Origin of the sequence: Chondrinema litorale (assembly GCF_026250525.1) — a bacterium.
In the GTDB taxonomy this organism is placed as follows: Bacteria; Bacteroidota; Bacteroidia; order Cytophagales; family Flammeovirgaceae; genus Chondrinema; species Chondrinema litorale.
Genome location: NZ_CP111048.1, coordinates 268441 through 286971, shown reverse-complemented (window position 1 = coordinate 286971; position 18531 = coordinate 268441). Strand labels below are relative to the sequence as shown.

Annotated in this window: 20 protein-coding genes; all 20 read left to right on the top strand. The window is 32.6% G+C overall.

What is annotated here, in order from left to right; genetic code table 11:
* Positions 1–211 precede the first annotated feature (211 nt).
* The 20 genes from OQ292_RS28340 (at position 212) to OQ292_RS28245 (ending at position 18531) form a co-directional block, all read left to right on the top strand.
* Entirely contained in the window at positions 212–793 is a 582-nt protein-coding gene (locus OQ292_RS28340) for an ankyrin repeat domain-containing protein (protein ID WP_284687461.1), read from the top strand.
* A gap of 19 nt (positions 794–812) precedes the next feature.
* Positions 813–1904, top strand: coding sequence for an acyltransferase family protein (locus OQ292_RS28335; RefSeq protein ID WP_284687460.1), 1092 nt, complete (start codon positions 813–815; stop codon positions 1902–1904).
* Positions 1905–2097: 193 nt separating this feature from the next.
* Positions 2098–3069, top strand: coding sequence for a helix-turn-helix domain-containing protein (locus OQ292_RS28330; RefSeq protein WP_284687459.1), 972 nt, complete (start codon positions 2098–2100; stop codon positions 3067–3069).
* A 184-nt stretch (positions 3070–3253) separates the two neighbouring features.
* On the top strand, positions 3254–5581 hold the full coding sequence (locus OQ292_RS28325) for an ABC transporter permease (protein ID WP_431733788.1): 2328 nt from the start codon (positions 3254–3256) through the stop codon (positions 5579–5581).
* Between the two features lie 132 nt (positions 5582–5713).
* The gene (locus tag OQ292_RS28320) at positions 5714–6127 is read left to right on the top strand and encodes a hypothetical protein (protein ID WP_284687457.1); all 414 of its coding nucleotides are present in this window, start codon (positions 5714–5716) and stop codon (positions 6125–6127) included.
* Between the two features lie 123 nt (positions 6128–6250).
* Complete coding sequence (locus tag OQ292_RS28315) at positions 6251–6853, top strand: hypothetical protein (RefSeq protein WP_284687456.1); 603 nt, start codon at positions 6251–6253, stop codon at positions 6851–6853.
* Positions 6837–7292 carry a hypothetical protein gene (locus tag OQ292_RS28310; protein WP_284687455.1) on the top strand — a complete coding sequence of 152 codons (456 nt, stop codon included), beginning with the start codon at positions 6837–6839 and terminating at the stop codon, positions 7290–7292. Before OQ292_RS28315 ends, OQ292_RS28310 begins: the two co-directional genes overlap by 17 nt.
* Positions 7293–7304: 12 nt before the next feature.
* Complete coding sequence (locus OQ292_RS28305; protein WP_284687454.1) at positions 7305–7709, top strand: hypothetical protein; 405 nt, start codon at positions 7305–7307, stop codon at positions 7707–7709.
* A gap of 103 nt (positions 7710–7812) precedes the next feature.
* Positions 7813–8382: a hypothetical protein gene (locus OQ292_RS28300; RefSeq protein WP_284687453.1), complete on the top strand. Its 570-nt coding sequence runs from the start codon at positions 7813–7815 to the stop codon at positions 8380–8382.
* A gap of 36 nt (positions 8383–8418) precedes the next feature.
* Entirely contained in the window at positions 8419–8709 is a 291-nt protein-coding gene (locus OQ292_RS28295; protein ID WP_284687452.1) for a YciI family protein, read from the top strand.
* A gap of 232 nt (positions 8710–8941) precedes the next feature.
* Entirely contained in the window at positions 8942–9685 is a 744-nt protein-coding gene (locus OQ292_RS28290) for a dioxygenase family protein (protein WP_284687451.1), read from the top strand.
* Positions 9686–9932: 247 nt separating this feature from the next.
* Positions 9933–10937 (top strand): hypothetical protein, encoded by a 1005-nt coding sequence (locus OQ292_RS28285; protein ID WP_284687450.1) that lies wholly within the window; start codon positions 9933–9935, stop codon positions 10935–10937.
* 16 nt (positions 10938–10953) lie between these two features.
* Positions 10954–11280 carry a hypothetical protein gene (locus OQ292_RS28280; RefSeq protein WP_284687449.1) on the top strand — a complete coding sequence of 109 codons (327 nt, stop codon included), beginning with the start codon at positions 10954–10956 and terminating at the stop codon, positions 11278–11280.
* A 105-nt stretch (positions 11281–11385) separates the two neighbouring features.
* On the top strand, positions 11386–12390 hold the full coding sequence (locus tag OQ292_RS28275) for a hypothetical protein (protein WP_284687448.1): 1005 nt from the start codon (positions 11386–11388) through the stop codon (positions 12388–12390).
* A gap of 205 nt (positions 12391–12595) precedes the next feature.
* Complete coding sequence (locus tag OQ292_RS28270; RefSeq protein WP_284687447.1) at positions 12596–14581, top strand: tetratricopeptide repeat-containing sensor histidine kinase; 1986 nt, start codon at positions 12596–12598, stop codon at positions 14579–14581.
* A 6-nt stretch (positions 14582–14587) separates the two neighbouring features.
* Positions 14588–15241 carry a response regulator gene (locus OQ292_RS28265; protein ID WP_284687446.1) on the top strand — a complete coding sequence of 218 codons (654 nt, stop codon included), beginning with the start codon at positions 14588–14590 and terminating at the stop codon, positions 15239–15241.
* 158 nt (positions 15242–15399) lie between these two features.
* Entirely contained in the window at positions 15400–16137 is a 738-nt protein-coding gene (locus OQ292_RS28260) for a DUF3667 domain-containing protein (protein WP_284687445.1), read from the top strand.
* A 145-nt stretch (positions 16138–16282) separates the two neighbouring features.
* Positions 16283–16813, top strand: coding sequence for a hypothetical protein (locus OQ292_RS28255; RefSeq protein ID WP_284687444.1), 531 nt, complete (start codon positions 16283–16285; stop codon positions 16811–16813).
* Positions 16814–16848: 35 nt separating this feature from the next.
* Positions 16849–18009, top strand: coding sequence for a S41 family peptidase (locus tag OQ292_RS28250; RefSeq protein WP_284687443.1), 1161 nt, complete (start codon positions 16849–16851; stop codon positions 18007–18009).
* A gap of 12 nt (positions 18010–18021) precedes the next feature.
* A complete protein-coding gene (locus OQ292_RS28245; protein WP_284687573.1) occupies positions 18022–18531 on the top strand; it encodes a S41 family peptidase in 510 nt (169 codons plus the stop codon).

The following is an 18531-nucleotide window of genomic DNA, read 5'->3' as shown; positions in this document are numbered from 1 at the left end:
AAATTAGAAATAATTTTTAAGAATTACTCCCATTTTTTATTTCCATATTTTGATGAAAAATAGCCCTCATGCGCCATAATTAACATGCTTGCGTCATAATTTATATGCTTGCTGCAAACTTTATTGATGTATAAGCATAGCTGTTATGTCTTCCACTCATTATTCGCTGAGCTTTGAAGAAATCAAATTTAAATGCTAAACAAATAAAAATATGAAGACATCTAAGATGAATTTTTTTAAAGCTTTATTAAGTATTATCACTTTTATATTAGTCCTTTCAGCTTGTACGCAGGCAAGCAATAATCCAGATACACAGTCAGTGGATAAGCCAGTAGCAGCTCCATCAGTTGATATACATACTGCTGTATTATCTGGGAATATAGATGCAGTAAAACAACATATCAAATCGGGAACAGATATAAATATGAAAGAACCAATGAGCGGTTCAACCCCTTTAATATCTGCTGCCACATTTGGTAAAACAGAGATTGCTAAAATACTGGTTGATGCTGGCGCAAACCTAGCACTTAAAAATAATGATGGTGCTACAGCTTTACATACGGCTGCCTTTTTTGGTAGAATAGAAATTGTACAGGTTTTAATTGATGCCAAAGCTGACAAATCTTTACGAAACAATTATGGTGCTACTCCAAGAGAATCTGTAATTGCTCCATTTGAAGAAGTAAAACCCATCTACGAGATGTTACAACAGCAACTCGCACCTTTAGGATTAAAGCTAGATTTTGAAGAATTACAGAAATCGAGACCAGTAATCGCAATGATGTTACAGTAAAACTCACGATATAATCCAGATGAAAGCAACAAGAAGATACGATATAGATTGGTTACGTGTAATTGCAATTGGTTTACTTTTGATTTATCATATAGCCATAGTTTTTCAGCCTTGGGCCATGTTTATAGGTTTTATTCGCAGTGATGATTTGATAGAAGATTTATGGACTCCCATGAGCTTGCTAAATGTTTGGAGAATACCACTGTTGTTTTTCGTATCGGGAATGGGTGTTTATTTTGCTATACAAAAGCGTAATTGGAAACAACTCATTATCGAACGTTTTCAACGGATTGTTATACCTTTTCTTTTTGGCTTACTAGCTATAGTTCCTATACATATTTTCATTTTTCAAAAGTATTACAACATGCCTCTAAGTTATTTACCGCATTCTGGACATTTGTGGTTTTTAGGAAATATTTTCTTGTATGTATTGTTACTGTTCCCACTATTTTATTACCTAAAGCTAAAAGATAACTACAAGTTAAAAACACTTTTAGCTTCTTTCTTGAGTAAACCAATTGGCCCATTATTTATATCGATATTCTTTGTTGCAGAAGTTCTCATTGTAAAGCCTCAAGTATTTGCCATGTATGCAAATACTTGGCATGGCTTTTTTAATGGACTGCTAGCCTTCTTTTTTGGCTTTCTGTTCGTTTACTGCGGTTCAGCGTTTTGGCAGACTGTTAAAAAATGGAAGTGGATTTATCTCTTGCTCGCTATTACTCTATACATCATCCGATTAACAATGTTTGAACTTTCTTCTCCAAACTATTTAATGGCAATAGAATCTAATTGTTGGATTTTTGGCCTTTTTGGTTTGGGCTATAACTATTTAAATAAGCCCAGTGCTTTACTTAATTACCTAAGTCAGGCAGCTTATCCGGTTTACATTATACATATGTTTGTATTGCATTTAGCAGCCGCTGTTATTTTACCATTAGAAATTTCAGGAATTAGTAAATTTATAGGAGTTGTTATATTCAGCTTTGTTTTATGTTACCTAATATTTGAATTCGTAATTAGAAGAATCGATTTTCTAAAACCATTGTTTGGAATGAAATGGCAATCTAGCAGAAGAAAGCTGAATGAACAAGTGAGCCAAGTCGGATAATTAATCACAGATATAGCCTCAAAAAGCTCCGCATTTTGGCAAATTACTTTTACAGATATCTACTGTTTTTTCTAAAATAGTAGAATCTGTTTATGTTTTAACTTCCCTGTACTATTAGTAGTTAGATTGAGTTTTTCTAAATATTGTTTTATTTAGCAGAATGGTTGCTGGAGAGAACATAGCATATTTTGAAATGATTTTATTGGGGATCGCTTCTTATCTGCTGATAAATAGCCTGCTCATTGTTATTAGATTAAGACACGAAGCGGCAAGTCTATTTTTAGCAGCAACAAGCATATTTCTATCAATCAGCTTACTCAGTAAAACTATTCTTTTTGATAGTTTGATACTAGAAATTTCCACTCTGCTCATTTGGCCATCTTTCTTCTTGTACCTCATTTCTCATCAAAGAGAGTTTGTATTTAAGAGAAGTTTACTGTTCCACTTAATTTTCCCTGTTGGTTGGTTAATGATCTATTTCACTAGATCAATTTCAGAAGTTGAAGGTGTATTCGATTTTGTTTACCTGCTTGCAACTGTTGGTTATGGTTGGTGGAGTATCTATGAAACTTCAAAATTAAAAAAAGTAACTTACTGGGATGCAAATTATATTGATTCACTTTTTGTAGGATTAATAGTAGTTATTTCATCAAGAATAATACTCCCGATTTTCTTACAGAATGTCGAAAGTTACATGCTGTATTTCCATTTAATTTTGAGTGCTTATTTCATTCTACTTTCTAGCTTTTATATTAAAATACCAAAAAAGAATTTAGAAGAACAGTTAGCAGCTATTCAAATAGATGTAGCCATCAATTACGAAGAAGAGCTCAAACGCAAGTTGAAAAATGCGATGCTTAGAGAAAAAGTATTTCTCAATCCCGATTTAACATTGAATGATCTCGCCAGTAAACTAGACATAAAATCAACAGAACTTTCAAACTTCATCAACAACAATTTGGGCAAGAACTACAACGACTTTGTGAATGAATACCGAGTTGAAGAATTTAAGCAATTAATGACAACACCAACAACTGACGCCAAAGCAACTATTATAGAATTAGCCTATGATGCGGGCTTTAATTCAAAAGCATCATTCAATAGAATATTTAAACAATTTACCGGCATGACTCCTACTCAGTTTAAAAAGTCTAATCAGGATTAAATCCATAAAAATTGCTCAAAATAATTCGTCTCAAATTAATTTTAAGTCTTTTAAGACCTCAGAGAATCCTTTTTTAGCAGAAAATCAATAAGATCATTCAACAATTATGAATCTAAACCTTCTAAAAATTTCGCTTAGAAATCTGCTCAAAAATCGAGTTTATACTTTTATAAATTTGATAGGATTGACTTTAGGAATCAGTTTCGCTTTTCTCATTTATGTATATGTAAAGCATCAAAAGAGTTACGATAAACATATACCAGAAGCTGAAAATGTTTACCGCATCTCAGCAGATTTTACCATAAGCGGACGTCAACATATTTACTCAAATGCACCAAGACCAATGGGTGCAACATTGGTAGATGAGTATCCGGGAATTGAGCATGCAGTGAAGTTATTTGGATACAACGGATTGCGTACACACAAAGGTTTATTGTGGAACGGTGACCAGTTTACTAATTCTAACAATGCATATGTAGTAGATACTTCTTTCTTCGAGGTATTTCAACTTCCTTTAATTGAAGGTGACCCGGCAACTGCATTAAAGGCACCCGGAAACATTGTGATTGCAAAAAGCATTGCGCAAAACCTCTTTGGAGAAACATCTGCTATAGGCAAAAGTATTCGGTTAGAAGAAGGTGCCGATGTGGTTGTTACTGGAGTTTTTGAAGATATAACAAAGCCAACTCACCTTCCATTTGATGTGCTCATCTCCTACCAAACCTATTTTAATTCTAATGAAACAGAGCAATGGTGGTATGGTGCGCATGTTTATACCTATATAAGAACCAATTCGACCTTTAAACCCTCAGATGTAAATGATAATTGGCAGCCATTTTTTGATAAGTACATGAAGGAAACCTTCGACGAACTGAATGGCACTGCTGAAATTATCTTTCAACCTGTTACCTCTGTGTATTTATCACAAGAATATATTTGGGAGCCTCATCCTCATGGGAGCGCACAAAACGTATATATTTTCTCTATTGTTGGCGTGTTTCTATTAATTGTTGCTTGTTTTAACTATACCAACCTTTCGCTGAGTTTGTCTTTAATCAGAAGTAAAGAAGTTGGTATAAGAAAATTTTTGGGTGCTGGTATAAACAGTATTAGAAGACAGTTTTTAGCCGAATCAATGCTTACTTCGCTATTAGCAGCTGTTCTTTCCATTTCATTTATAAGTGTAATTTTTCCGACCTTTAATTACCTCACACAACAAAACCTATCTTTCAGTTTTATAGATCGCCCTACTGAGCTCATTACATTGCTGTTGCTTGGTTTAGTCATTGGAATTATTTCTGGTATTTACCCAGCATTTTACATTTCCTCTTTCCAAGTTTCTTCGGTTTTAAAAAGTGTGAAAATTGTAATGCCAAAACAGCATATTTCAATCCGCAAAGTCTTGGTTGTATTACAACAAGTCATTTCAATCGTGCTAATCATTTGTACATTGGTAGTAATCGACGAACTTAATTTTGTACGAGAAATGGATACAGGATTTACAAAGAAAGACCTTGTATTTATAGATGTAAGAGATTCGATAATCCGTAATCAGCTGAATGTTTTTGAGCAAGACTTGAGAAATATTCCAGAAGTAATAAATGTATCAAGATCCAACGATACACCTGAATCTGGTATTAATGAATTTAGCTTTGAGATTGAAAATGCTGATGGTGAATTTACTTTGTCTTCTACACAAGTAATGGATGTTGGTTTAAATTTTACTGAAACCATGGAGATGCAGCTTTTAGCTGGCAGGTCTTTTACAGAAAGTGATAACGACTACAAAGGTGTGATTATCAACCGATATTTAGCCGAAAAAATGGGCTACACGCCCGAAAAAGTGATTGGTGCAAATATTAGATTTCCCGATGGTGATGATGAAAAAAGAATTATTGTTGGTGTAATAGAAAATGTAATTCTCGGTCCAGCTACGGTACCTCAACAAAGTCTAACCCTTGGTTATAACCGATATCATCGAGCCTTTCTCATGGTAAGAATAGAAGACTACAATCAACAAGAAACCCTAATGGCTATGCAAAAGCTATGGGAAAAATATGGCAGTACATTCCCTTTTAATTACTCGTTTTTAGACGATCAATTAGATTCGCTATTAGGCAAAGAAGACAGTTTGTACAACTTACTGGTAGCTGCATCTCTATTAATTATCTTTATTTCTTGTTTGGGAATTTTCGGTTTGGTCTCTTATACAGCTGTACAACGCACTAAAGAGATCGGTATAAGAAAAGTACTTGGAGCAAAATCAATCACCTTATTTTATGTAGTAATTAAAGAGTTTTTGAGCTCATCTTTTATAGCACTACTAATTGCTACAGGTTTAGCATGGTACATAGGCAGCGAATGGCTAAATAACTTTGCTTATAGAACTCATTTCGAATGGAACAATGTAATTGTAGCCGGAATTATCAGTATTGTAATCACCTTATTTACATTGAGTTACCATACTTTACAAGTAATTAAAACTAACCCTGTAGAAAGTTTGAAAGAGTAAATAAATGAAACTATAAATTTTGTATATGTGAGTTTTATAACATAATATTGTTACACCCTTCTCTGAGTCATTTTATTAGAATTTTGTAAATCAAGCAATAACGAAAAGTTGCTACAAAAAAGCTTTTAAAAGATGAAGAGATTTTTTTTATGCTTTTCAATAGTTCTGCTTCTTAGTTGCGAAGAAGAAGTACATGGCCCAACCTCATTTGAAGGTAAGGTAGTCTATGCTGATGACGAAACTCCTTTTACATCTGGTTTTGTTGAAATTGACTTTAATCAATATAGAGTAGGCACAAGTTCACTTTTAGGTTTTGAAAGAGTGCTTATATCAGATGATGGCTCATTTTTATTGGAATTTGAGCAAAATGAAGATATTGATTATTTCGCCATAGAAATTGAAGTGATTTCATATATTGATTCTGCTATAATTTTATTTACAGATAGCTATACAGAGATATCTGGATTAGATTGTTCTCCATATAACTGTGATAAAATTGAACCAGGCAAAGCCTACAAAAATTTGCTAATTAAAGTACCTCGATAGATAAGTGTTTTATACTTTTTTAAAGTATTATTAGACTGCAACATCCAGTTATAAATCCTTATTTTAAGTTATTGCTCCTATATTTGGGTATTAATTTATCAGAAAAATTTTGAAACCAAATAAATGATATACTTCAAAAGATTTGCAATTTTATTTTTAATATTATTCCTATATAGCTGTTCCGCTAATATTTATTATTTAAATTCAATTAATAATGAACAGTCATTTGAAATAAATAAAGATAAAAAGATAGCTATCCCAAGTTTCACTTCAGTTGAATCTGAAATAGGGTCTTTAACATCAGGAATGTTCATATCACAAATTGATACAAGTTTGCATCAATTCTTAATTGAACCATCTTTAGTAGATTCAATCTTAAATATTAATGAAATATATTCTTTGCCCAATGAGCCATCTCCTGAATTAATAAATAAGCTTTCAAAGATATTAGACACTGAATATATTTTGATTGGCTACATTCAAAAGTGGAATAGTGCAGATTTAGGACAAGATGGAGAAGTAAAACATAAGATTGATGTTTATAATCTCAAATTAAATAAATTGGTTTGGAGTGTCACGAATAGTATTATAATTTCTGCACCTGAATCTGATGAAAGTATCTACTTTATTGGAACTATTGAATCTGCTTATAACAAATTAATTTCAAAGACTTTAGATGAAATAAGTTTGAATAGTAACATTAAAAAGAATGAAAACCGAAATTAAATATATTGAACTAAAAACAGGCTTTTCAGATAATGGACCTGCATGGATCGCATCAGTCGAATTTTCTAAGAGTGAGCAGACTATTTATTTCAATGATATGGCTCTAAAGAAATTAAAAAATCCCGGATTTGGAGCTAATCATTTCGATATAGAAACTGGTGAAGAATATTGGATTTCAGGAGTTAAAAAAAATGGACAAGACAGACATTCGGCAGGTAGTGGAAAAGTTTTAATTGATGAAGATATTTTAGATACTTACTTAAATCTAGTCGATTTTTCTTCGCTAGATAAAAACCAATTCGAAATAGTAAGCATCAATAAAGAAACTGATAAATCGAGGTTTAATAATATAGAAAATACAATAGGTACTTTAATTGAACCTTCTCAGTACTATCGGTGGTATTGGGACAACAATAGAAGAAAGTTGATTAAAGAATAAGATTTGAAACTTATGAGTAAAAAGACATCGCTAATTATCATGTTCATCATAATAGGAACACTGCTAATCTTTCATTTTTTAATTCTCACTCAACAGATACCTTACGATAAAGTTTGGGCAGGAAAGATTAATTCTGTAGAAGAAATGAAGACCTTCGAAACATTTTCTATTGGGTTAAATGTGTTTATGCTCATCATCTTAATTATTAAATACAACCTAATTGTAAACAGAAAAAGAAATAAGCTTATCGATATTTTTATCTGGGGGGTTTCCGCCTTTTTTGTATTAAACACGATAGGTAATCTCTTCGCCGAAAGCATTCTGGAATTAGTACTAGGCACCACAATTACCGCTGTGTCTGCTATATTATGTTTTAATATAGCTAGAAAGGAGAAAGAAAAGCAGTTTGTTAATTAGTTTCATTTAGGTTGCTAGTCAAGATGAAATTTAAATATAATTTTGGCAGCTTAGTGGTTATTATTCAAATTGAATAATCCAAAAAAAACTAGTCAATTCAAAAATGTATTTCAACCAAGATTTAAAAGAATTACAAGCAGATATTAATGCAAATGAACAACTACTGTGGATGGGGAAACCTTACAGAAAACCTTTTATTCCAAGTTTCCGGGCATTGAACTATGGAGTAATACTGGCCATTCCTTTAGCTCTTATATTTGGTTTAAAATTAACATCGTACGATATAGTATTTAATATTAATATCCAAAATGTGATTGGAGATAATATGCTTTTGATATTAATTGGTACGTTGACCTCGGTCTTTTTTTTATTAATTGGACTTAAAAATTGGGGAAACAGATGTGTCACAACTTATTTGATATCTGAAAAAAACATTTATTTTAAGTTTGCATATAGTATTAATAAGGTATCTTATAATGATATTAAAAATCTTGAGAAAGAAACCAATGTTTATGGCGACACCATTTTAACCACCATTTATCTAAGTTTAAAAATACCACTAGATATCGAACCACATAATCTATACAACTTTAACTTTAAAAGAAATGTAACCCGAATTGAAATTTTTGGAGATGGTGAAGAGGTATTTAATATGATAAAAGATAGAATGTAAAGTATTTAAACTTTAAATAACCTAAATCAAAAAAACATGTTCATTATAAACATAACTTACAAAACAGAACTAGAGAATATTGATCAACATTTAGAAGAACATATTGACTTTTTAAATGAGCAATATGCGATAAAGAATTTCATTGCTTCTGGAAAGAAAATCCCAAGAACTGGTGGAATCATATTGGCTATTATGGATTCTAAAACGGAGTTGGAAAACATCATTGAAAAAGACCCTTTCAAAAAACATGAACTTGCAGATTACGAACTAATCGAATTTGTACCTAGCAAAACCATTGAAGAATTAAAGTTTTTAATCGAGAAATAAGTGATAGCTATATAGCTAAAATCGACATAAAAGAATAACAATACTCATACGGTTCGTGTACAAACACTAACCGTTTTTTTGTGTTTAATTGAATATAAGAATATGAATACGAGTACATATAATTTTAAACTGTATTATAAAGATTGGTGAAAATCATCAAAAAATAAAACCACAATCAATTAAAAAAACAGTACTAATCTCCAATTGAGAAGTACAGAATAAAATTATATCAATGGATAGGAACAAATTTATTAAAAAAGGCATGGTAGGCTTAGGTAGCATCATAGCTTTACCTAGTTTATTATCATCGTGTAAAAAAAAGCAAGGCCCACCAGATGGCATGGGTAATCCTCCTCCGGGTGGTAGACCTCCAATGGATTCTGAACCTTGGGATGGAAGTGGCTCTTGCCCTACCTCACCTTACGAAACAGCAGGGCCTTTCCCTATTAAAACTCCGGCTCAATTAGTAAGAGAAAATATAGTGGTAGATAGAAAAGGCGTACCGGTTTTAATTACACTCACCATTAACAATAGCGACAAAAACTGTGAGCCATTGGCAGATGTGCTAGTCGATATTTGGCATTGCGATGCAGATGGGAACTACTCTGAATACGGTGATATACCTATGCAGAAAACAGACTATAAACAACAACATTTTTTAAGAGGCAGACAAACTACCGATGCAAATGGTCAAGTCTCTTTTATAAGTATTTTTCCAGGATGGTACCAAGGCAGGGCGCCACATGTCCATGTAAAAGTGCTCGATAAAGACGAAAAAACTTTACTGGTTTCTCAAATTGCTTTTGAAGAAGATACAGTTAACGAAATATATGCAACCGAACATTATCGTGGTCCTGCAGATCAAAAGAATGAGACCGACAATGTATTCTCCAACAGTCTTGAAGGAAATATGGCAGACTCACTAACTGGAAATACCAACGATGGCTATGTATTACAAAAAACCTTGATAGTATAAGTTAGCAATAGATACTACTCAGATATACAACAAGCCCTGTCTCCATTCGGATGCAGGGCTTGTTTTTTATAACCGGCACCAAAAAACCTAATTTAATTCTTTCATTTTAGGGCAATTGCCTTATTGATACTATTCACTATAAAGTACATTTTTGATTAAAAAAAGCAGAAATCATTTAAGAAAATGATGAAATCGCCATTAATATATTAGTCTGAATTTTAAACATGAATAGCTTAATTGCATTAACATGAAAGAAAAACTACCTCTTGATCAGGATGACATTAAAAAACTCAAGAAACATCTAATTCCGATGTTTATTTTCCCATTTTTTGTAATTGGAATTTTCGGCACCTTCGCTTATTTCTTTTTCAGTGATTTTGGTGACGATCAGGTGGTTCCTTATGCCTTTTCTGGGTTTGCTTTATTCTTTTTCGGAGTAATTGGCTACATAATTTGGACTGCCATAGCAGACTTACAAAGAGGTTTTAAATTCAGAATTAAAGGAAAAATAACCGATAAAAGACTAGATATTAGAAGAACTGGAGGAACCGGAACTGGGGGTAAATCGAAGACAACTCGCCACTATTATCTATACATCGACAACGAAGAATATACAGTAGATTACAGAGAATATACTCGTGTAAATGTAGGTGCTTATGTGGTAATGGATAAGGCTCCAAAATCGAATCTAACATTGTCATTAGAAATTACAGAAGCAGAACTAACAACAGAAGACAAGGTTTTAAAAGAAGAAAGCAATCAAGAAGTTTTCCAATTCTTAAAGACAGATTTTCCAGAAGTGAAATTCAACGAAAAAGACTACGAAATATTAATGGCAGGCTTTAAGAGATATACAGTAAGAAAATTCATCTTTATGCTTCCCTTTTTATTCATTGTATTTTCGCTTATTTACAGTGATATGATTGGCTTTTTTATAATACTATTCCCAATAGTTATTGTACCTATTATTCAAGCAATAACCATTTTACGCAAGTTTACTATTTACCTTAAAAATCGCAATTATGCTCATAAGAAAGGCATTCCTGCAATTGTAAAAGATAAGCTTACAGTTACATCGAACAGATCAAAAAATAAGAGTCAAATTATTACTTCGTCTGGGAGCTTTGAAGTGGGGTCTTATCATTACGACAAAATAGCTTCGGGAGATAAAATCATCATTTTCAAACCAAAATACGGTAAAAATCCACTCAGTATAATGACTATGGATGAGGAAGAAGTGTACATAGCCTAAAAGCAAAAAAGTAGAAATGGGATTAGTAATCTGGTTAATATTAAGTTTCAATATTATAGCATTAAGCATCTTCTTCATATTTAAAGATTTAAATGAAACTCGGTCTATCCAGATCATTTCAACTATTACCATGTGTTTGGCAATTTGGTCTTTTTGCACCAGTTGGTTGTGGTTCTATTATTTTAATCTTGTATTGAGCTTGCCTGTATTTCTGTTGGGTATTCTTTTCAATACATGGTTAACCTATAAGAAAATCGCACAGAAAATAGTGAAGATAAACTGGATTATCTTTTCTGCTACTATCCTACTGGCTGCTTATTCCTACTATTTTTTTGATATCTAAAATAAATCGAATTCAAATTGCCTAATACTTTTAGGGCAATTGCCTTATTGAATGAGAATTACATCACAAATAAATTTGCTAAGTGTAATTAAAACCCAAAATTATATGAAAAATCATCTGATCATTACCACTATTATTTTATTCATTTCTACCAGTTTTTCATTCGCTCAATCTGTACAAGAATTTAAAGTAAAAACGCTTGGCCCTGCAAACCTCAATTATAGAAAGAGTCCGAAACGTGTATTAATTGGAGATTTTCAGGTAAAATACCAAACAGCACTCAATTTAGAAGATGAAAAAAAAGGTGGCAAAATGTGGAGAGGTGGAATTAAAGGAGATGCAAAAGCCTCGCTTACTTTAGTTTTGGATGGATTAGAACCAGATAATTTGCAAACACTCACAGACCAACTTTACCAACAATATATAAGCAACCTTAAAGCACAAGGTTTCGAAATTGTACCTATTGAAGAACTTTGGAATCATAAATTATACGAAAAAAATCGTGAGAAAAGATGGGAATTGAAAGCAGGTGCTGGTCCCGAACAAGGTGATGAATTTGGAATGATCTTAACCAGACCTTCCACACAAAAATTTGTAGTGGCAAAAAATACAGTTGATCCTAAAATGCCTGGCAATATGTCTGTTTTAACCGATTACGAAGAGAACACAGAACGCAAATTAAGCATGCAGAAAAATGACTTTATATTTAATAAAGTGGTTATTGTGGTATCAGCTTTTGAAGATGGGCAAAGTGAAACATCCAAATCACTAAACAGAGCAGCTGGTTATGCTCAAGTAAAGGCAGAAACCAATTTTAAAATTAGCGAAGCAAGCACCAACAAATTTGACATGGGAACCATGATAGTAAAAAGTGGAGTAGAAGTAGCGAATGTATTAGAAAAACAAAAGTTTGATGCTTCACAAGGTGCAGACGTAGATAAAAGAGGAACAGATATCGGAGTTTTAAGAGTGTGGAAGGTAGAAGACCAAGAAGACATAAACCTCTCGGTAGTAGAATGTAACCCGACAAAATACATAAACGGCTCAAAAATCGGTGCAGAGGCATTTCTTACAAATACTGCTGAAGCCATGATTCAAAAATCCAAATAGTTGTTTCGAAAGCTTATTTACATCCATCAATTAGCTAGTAATTTCTGGTGTTAATTGAGCAACTTACAGCGATAATTAACATCAGAAATTTCATTTTTACTTACTAAAAGAAGTTTATCCCTAATTTGGAATATTTCAAAATTGAATAAGAATTAACTGTTAATCTATGGATTTGTACTATTTTTATCTGAGATATTCAACAAATATGAAAAGATTAATAGGCAGCTTATTATTACTATTAGGGTTTAACTATACTGCAAATGCACAGCAAAACACTATTGATGAAATTCAAAAAATAAAATCTACTTTACACGAAAAACAAGACGGAGATAAAATTTTAGCTTTAAAAGATATCGGTTTAAAGTTTAGGTCTATAAATGTAGATAGTGCAAAATATTATCTCGACAAAGGATACGCCGAAGCAGAAGCTTTAAATAGCGATTACCATAAAGCATTGCTAATTAGTTCTAAAGGTATTTTAGCTTTTGATGCTGGTAAGTTCGATGAAGCACTTAAACTCTATGAACAAGCAAAACCTGCTCTTGAAGCATCAAATAATCATTCAGCAATAGGTGCATTGTATAATAATATTTCTAATGTTTACGAGAGAACAGGAAAGGTAGATGAAGCGGTAAAAGTATTATTGGAGGGGCTAAAGCATTATGAAATCGCAAACGATTCAGTATGGATTGCGGGCTCTTATATCAATCTGGGTAATAAGTACAAATTCATTAAAGAAACAAACTTGGCAATTGAAGCTTATATAAAAGCGAAGGAACTCTATAAGCAATTAGGTAATCAATATTACGAAGCTTTTGTATATAATAACATGGCGAATACCTACGTAGACGCTAAAGAGTTTGAGAAGTCTATTAGCCTTGCTACACAATCTTATAAATTGTTCGACAAACTTGGAATAAGGTTAGATGCTGGCTATCCTTTTACAAATCTTGGCGTTGCTCATTTAGAATTAGATCGACTAGATTCTGCCGAATTCTATTTAAACAAAGCACTTGCCTTGCAAGTAGAAAAACAAGAACAATATGAAACCATCTTCTTAAAAAAGAATTTGGCTAATGTGTTTCTAAAGAAAAATGAACTTAACAAAGCTAAAACATCGGCTACAGAGGCTTTTGAGCTTGCTAAGCAAAACAATGTACTTCCATTTCAGCAACAAACTGCTGAGACATTGTCTAACATTTATAAGTCTCAGGGAGATTATAAAAAGGCATTTAAGTATTTACAAGAAAGTGCCATTATAAGAGATAGCCTACTTGTAGATGAACGTGCTAAAGAAGTACTTAACCTTAAAGAAAAATACGAAACCGAGCAGAAAGAAAACCAAATTTTACGGCAACAAAATCAATTAGTAGCTAGTGAACTCACCTTGAAAAAGCGGAATATGATTATCGCTGCTATTTCTGGTTTGGTGGTATTCATTCTGGCTATTGGCTTTTTTGTATTTAGAGTGCAAAGTTTAAAAGCAGAGCGAATTAAAAGAGATGCTGAATTACAAAAAGCGGTTGCAGAAGCAAAAGCACAGGAAAATTTGAAAGAGCAACGCATTCGCATCGCCAGAGATTTGCATGATAATATTGGCTCTCAACTCACTTACATCATTTCCATTGCAGAAACTACCAAAAGTGGTATTAGCAAAGGGGAAGCTTTTTTGGCAGAAAAACTCACTCAAATGAAACAGTTTTCGCTAACTACCATCTCGGAACTTAGAGATACCATTTGGGCAATGAACAAAGATGAAATTAGCATGCTCGATATTCAAGAGCGCACGCAGCAACTAGCGGCAGCCATCCACGATGCTACAGACGATCAAATTCAAGTAAAAATTGAAAGCAGTTATGGCGATAAAATTCTAAACACTTTCACCGGAATGAATCTTTTTAGAATTATTCAAGAGTCTGTAAATAATGCAGTTAAACATGCTGATACTAAAGAAGTTCTTGTAGAATTTAATTATTCGCCAGATAAAGTGGATGTTTCAATTGTAGATTATGGTGTGGGTTTCGACACAGAGAATAATTCTAATGGCAATGGTTTGTATATTATGAAAAACAGAGCCCTAAAAGCCAGAATAGATTATGAATTAACTAGCCAAATTAATGTGGGGACAAAAATAAGTTTAACTGTTGAAGACTTGGCAAATATACAGTATCAATCAGAAGAAAAAATATAACACACTATGGAAACAAAGCTGGCAATTGTTGATGATAATACTTTTTTGGCTCGATCTATCAATGAGAAATTATCCATCTTCGATGATCTCAAGATAAAATATACAGTCTTTAATGGAAGTGAGTTTTTGGCTAAGCTAGAAAAAGATCACAACCTCGATTTGGTGCTCATGGATATTGAAATGCCCGTGTTAGACGGGATTGAAACGGTGAGTATCGTAAAAAAGAAATACCCGCACATTAAAGCTTTAATGCTCACAGTTTTCGATAATGATGAGAACATAATTAATGCGATTAAAGCGGGTGCAGATGGCTACCTTTTAAAAGAGATTGAAGCCGAGAAACTGCACAAAGCCATTATAGAAACGATGGAAGGTGGAGCAGCTATGAGTCCTTCTATTGCCGTAAAAACCCTAAAGCTTTTACGTTATCCAGAAAAGCAAAAAGAACTTTCTACTGAAGAAGCCATTGTTGAGCTGAGCAACAGAGAAGTTGAAGTATTGGAGCAATTAGCACAAGGCTTGAGTTATACTACTATTGCAAAAAACATTTTCCTCTCTCCTAGCACCGTTCGTAAACACATCGAAAATATTTACAAAAAACTCCAAGTGCACAACAAGCTAGAAGCCGTGCAAAAAGCCAGAAGACAAAACTTGATTTAAGTTTAATGTTTGAATCACCTTTAAATCAGTCATAAACTAATTTTATATTAGAAGTAATATCTATCATTTTGTCCTTAATTTGTTAAATTGGCTTTCCCAAATTATCAAATAACATAGCTGATTGGAAAATTAAACTAGCTACAAAAGATAGAAATAAAATGACTGAAGTAAAGCAAACAGCCTTTTGTAATCATTGCAAATGTGAAGTAAAAGGAAACTTTTGCCCGAATTGTGGAAATCCTCGCAAACTAAAACGGATTAACAGTCAATACATCTTATCTGAAATAGCAAGTGTATTTAACTTCCACAAAGGTATTTTATATACTATTAAAGAACTCTTACTAAGACCAGGAAAAAGTATTCAGTCTTTTATACATGAAGACCGAAAAAGGCTAGTAAAACCAATCATCTTTATACTGATTTGCTCTTTAACTTATACCCTCAGCCAGCAATATTTTCAATTTGAAGATGGCTATATCACAGCAAGGGGTTTAGAAGAATCTACCACTACAAAAATTCTTGAATGGATTCAAAAAAACTATGGCTATGCGAATATTCTAATGGCCGTTTTTATCGCATTCTGGACCAAAATCCTTTTCAGAAAGCATAATTACAACTTTTTCGAAGTATTGATTTTGCTATGTTTTGTAATGGGAATTGCCATGCTTATTTATTCAGTTTTTGGAATATTTGAGAGCATTTCGCATCTAAAAGTATTGCCGTTCGGCTCTTTTATTGGCTTCATTTATCTATCGTGGGCGATTGGGCAATTCTTTGACAAAAGCAAAAAACTCAATTATTTTAAAGCATTCTTGAGCTATATACTCGGAATGCTCTCGGCCATATTTTTAACAATTGCAACAGGCATATTAATAGATATATTGATAAAAAAATAAAACTTAACCCTACTGTAACGAATTTATGATACTCAAATTCAGGTTTTGCATCTTAATGCCAAAATATGTAAAATTAGAGTATTAGTACTAGAACACTCAGTAGGAATTTATGCCAATTTCAAGCAGAGTTTTATAAAGAAATTTTATGTATAAACTAGTCAAGATTCATAAAGACAATAATCTGGATACTATAAAAATTTCTAGTAGACCACAAGCAGGTTTTGTACTATTATTACTAGCATGCCTAGCTGGTTTGTGTACGATACCATTTACAGATTATCGAAATGATTTTTTTTCTTATGTAGGCGTCTTTTTTGTATTTGGAGGAACATTATACTATCTCGTTACAAACTTTCAAGTTACTACTTTTGAAAATAAGACAAACATAAAAGTTAGAAAAGGATTTAGCACTTGGCAAATTCCATTTGATTGTGTTTCTGGTGGATATACGAATTACTATAAAAAAGTAACTAGACAAAGTGGAAATACTACACACTTTTTAGATCTTGAGCTTCACGTAAGTTTGCCAGAAAATAAAAACCAATGGATTAGAAATGGTAAGGCAAATGTGTTTAATTATGCTTTTAGTAATTGGGGATACGAACAACAAAATACTTGGGAAAAACTCAATGAAATTCTCGATGAGAAAGGCATTCCAAATTACACTAAAAATTAGTGTGTATTTTTTCTCTATAAAACTTAAATACTCTAGTGCAAATCTCTCAATTATTAGCAACAACCTCCAAAATCAAAAACATCATTTTCATTTTCCTATGTGTAATCAGTTTTAAAACAGCCATTGCTCAAGCAGATTTATCAGAAACAGAAAAGCTTGCTGTCACAGCCAAAGTTTGGGGCTTTTTAAAGTATTATCATCCCAATGTGGCAGCAGGAAAATTAGATTGGGACCAACAATTATTTGATATTTTACCCTCTGTCGAAAAAGCAAATAACAAAGCAGAACTATCTAAAATCTATTCAGATTGGATCGAAACTTTAGGTCAAATTAAACCCTGTAAAAAGTGCCAAACTAATAATGAAACAACCCATTTTGAAAAGAATTTTGATTTAACATGGCTAGCAGATAACAAGTTATTTACAAAAGAGCTAACGGAAAAGCTCAAGTTTATAGAGCAAAATAGGTTTCAAGGAAAACACTATTATGTATCTACCAAAGGCAAATTAAACCTACTTGAAATCACCAACGAAAAACCATATGAGAACTTCGATTGGAAAAACAGAAAATTAAGACTCTTATCTCTATTTAGATACTGGAACACAATTGAATATTTCTACCCACATAAATATGTACTAGATACAGACTGGGATTTAGTACTCACTCAGATGTTACCAAAGTTTTCTAATACAGATTCAGAATTAGATTACCACTTAGCCATGTTGGAGCTTGTAGTAAATATTGATGATAGCCATGGTTATTTTACAACTGATGTAATTCAACACTATTTTGGATTAAAACAGATTCCGGCTTCTTTTAAAATTATTGATGAAAAATTGGTCCTAAACGGTATTTACGACAATTCGCTGGCAGCTTTAAACGATATTAAAATCGGTGATGTAATTACTAAAGTAGATGGGGTTGATATAGCTGAGAAATTGAAACAAAACCTTAAATACATAAACGGAGCTAATTATAGAACAAAACTCGTATATGCATTTGGTAAAATCTTGAACGGCTCTACAAATAGTGTTGAAGTAGAAATTACCAGACAGGGTGAAACTAAAACACGTAATCTGGCAAGATATACCTATGATCAATTCAACTACAATGTAAAGCCAGAACCTTGGAGGAAAATGGAAGACGATATTGCATACATTAATCTTGGAGCCATTAATGGAAAAGAATTGCTCTAAGTACTTGATGAAATACAAAATAGTAGAGCTTTAATTCTCGACCTCAGAAGATATCCGCCGAATTTTTATGGATACATACTCAGAAACTTTTTAGGAGCAAGAGAAAGTATAATCGCTAAACAATTAAATTCTGATTTAAACTATCCTGGAAAATATATTCTTACTGAACAAGATGAAATTAAAACAATGCCTTCAAAATTTAATGGGAAAGTAGCCCTGCTAGTTTGTGAAACTACACAAAGCCGAGCAGAATATACCGCTTTGTGGATTCAAAATGGATATAATGTAACAACAATTGGTAGCCAAACAGCAGGTGCTGGTGGAATGATGATTCAACAGGAGTTTGTAGGAGGTTTTAAGAGTTACTTTACAAGTTCTGGAATCTTTTATCCGGATATGACACCTGTGCAAAGAAATGGTGTGAAGATAGATATTGAGGTAAAACCAAGCATACAAGGAATAATTGATGGTAGTGATGAGGTACTTGAAAAAGCAATCGAATTTATAAATAGCAGCGAATAA

Excerpts from the sequence above, each read along its gene's own strand:
- OQ292_RS28270 (WP_284687447.1), top strand. The coding sequence starts at position 12,596 with ATGAAAAGATTAATAGGCAGCTTATTATTACTATTAGGGTTTAACTAT.
- OQ292_RS28305 (WP_284687454.1), top strand. The coding sequence starts at position 7,305 with ATGAGTAAAAAGACATCGCTAATTATCATGTTCATCATAATAGGAACA.
- OQ292_RS28290 (WP_284687451.1), top strand. The coding sequence starts at position 8,942 with ATGGATAGGAACAAATTTATTAAAAAAGGCATGGTAGGCTTAGGTAGC.
- OQ292_RS28340 (WP_284687461.1), top strand. The coding sequence starts at position 212 with ATGAAGACATCTAAGATGAATTTTTTTAAAGCTTTATTAAGTATTATC.
- OQ292_RS28335 (WP_284687460.1), top strand. The coding sequence starts at position 813 with ATGAAAGCAACAAGAAGATACGATATAGATTGGTTACGTGTAATTGCA.
- OQ292_RS28330 (WP_284687459.1), top strand. The coding sequence starts at position 2,098 with ATGATTTTATTGGGGATCGCTTCTTATCTGCTGATAAATAGCCTGCTC.
- OQ292_RS28315 (WP_284687456.1), top strand. The coding sequence starts at position 6,251 with ATGATATACTTCAAAAGATTTGCAATTTTATTTTTAATATTATTCCTA.
- OQ292_RS28260 (WP_284687445.1), top strand. The coding sequence starts at position 15,400 with ATGACTGAAGTAAAGCAAACAGCCTTTTGTAATCATTGCAAATGTGAA.
- OQ292_RS28280 (WP_284687449.1), top strand. The coding sequence starts at position 10,954 with ATGGGATTAGTAATCTGGTTAATATTAAGTTTCAATATTATAGCATTA.
- OQ292_RS28285 (WP_284687450.1), top strand. The coding sequence starts at position 9,933 with ATGAAAGAAAAACTACCTCTTGATCAGGATGACATTAAAAAACTCAAG.
- OQ292_RS28300 (WP_284687453.1), top strand. The coding sequence starts at position 7,813 with ATGTATTTCAACCAAGATTTAAAAGAATTACAAGCAGATATTAATGCA.
- OQ292_RS28320 (WP_284687457.1), top strand. The coding sequence starts at position 5,714 with ATGAAGAGATTTTTTTTATGCTTTTCAATAGTTCTGCTTCTTAGTTGC.
- OQ292_RS28275 (WP_284687448.1), top strand. The coding sequence starts at position 11,386 with ATGAAAAATCATCTGATCATTACCACTATTATTTTATTCATTTCTACC.
- OQ292_RS28255 (WP_284687444.1), top strand. The coding sequence starts at position 16,283 with ATGTATAAACTAGTCAAGATTCATAAAGACAATAATCTGGATACTATA.
- OQ292_RS28265 (WP_284687446.1), top strand. The coding sequence starts at position 14,588 with ATGGAAACAAAGCTGGCAATTGTTGATGATAATACTTTTTTGGCTCGA.
- OQ292_RS28310 (WP_284687455.1), top strand. The coding sequence starts at position 6,837 with ATGAAAACCGAAATTAAATATATTGAACTAAAAACAGGCTTTTCAGAT.
- OQ292_RS28295 (WP_284687452.1), top strand. The coding sequence starts at position 8,419 with ATGTTCATTATAAACATAACTTACAAAACAGAACTAGAGAATATTGAT.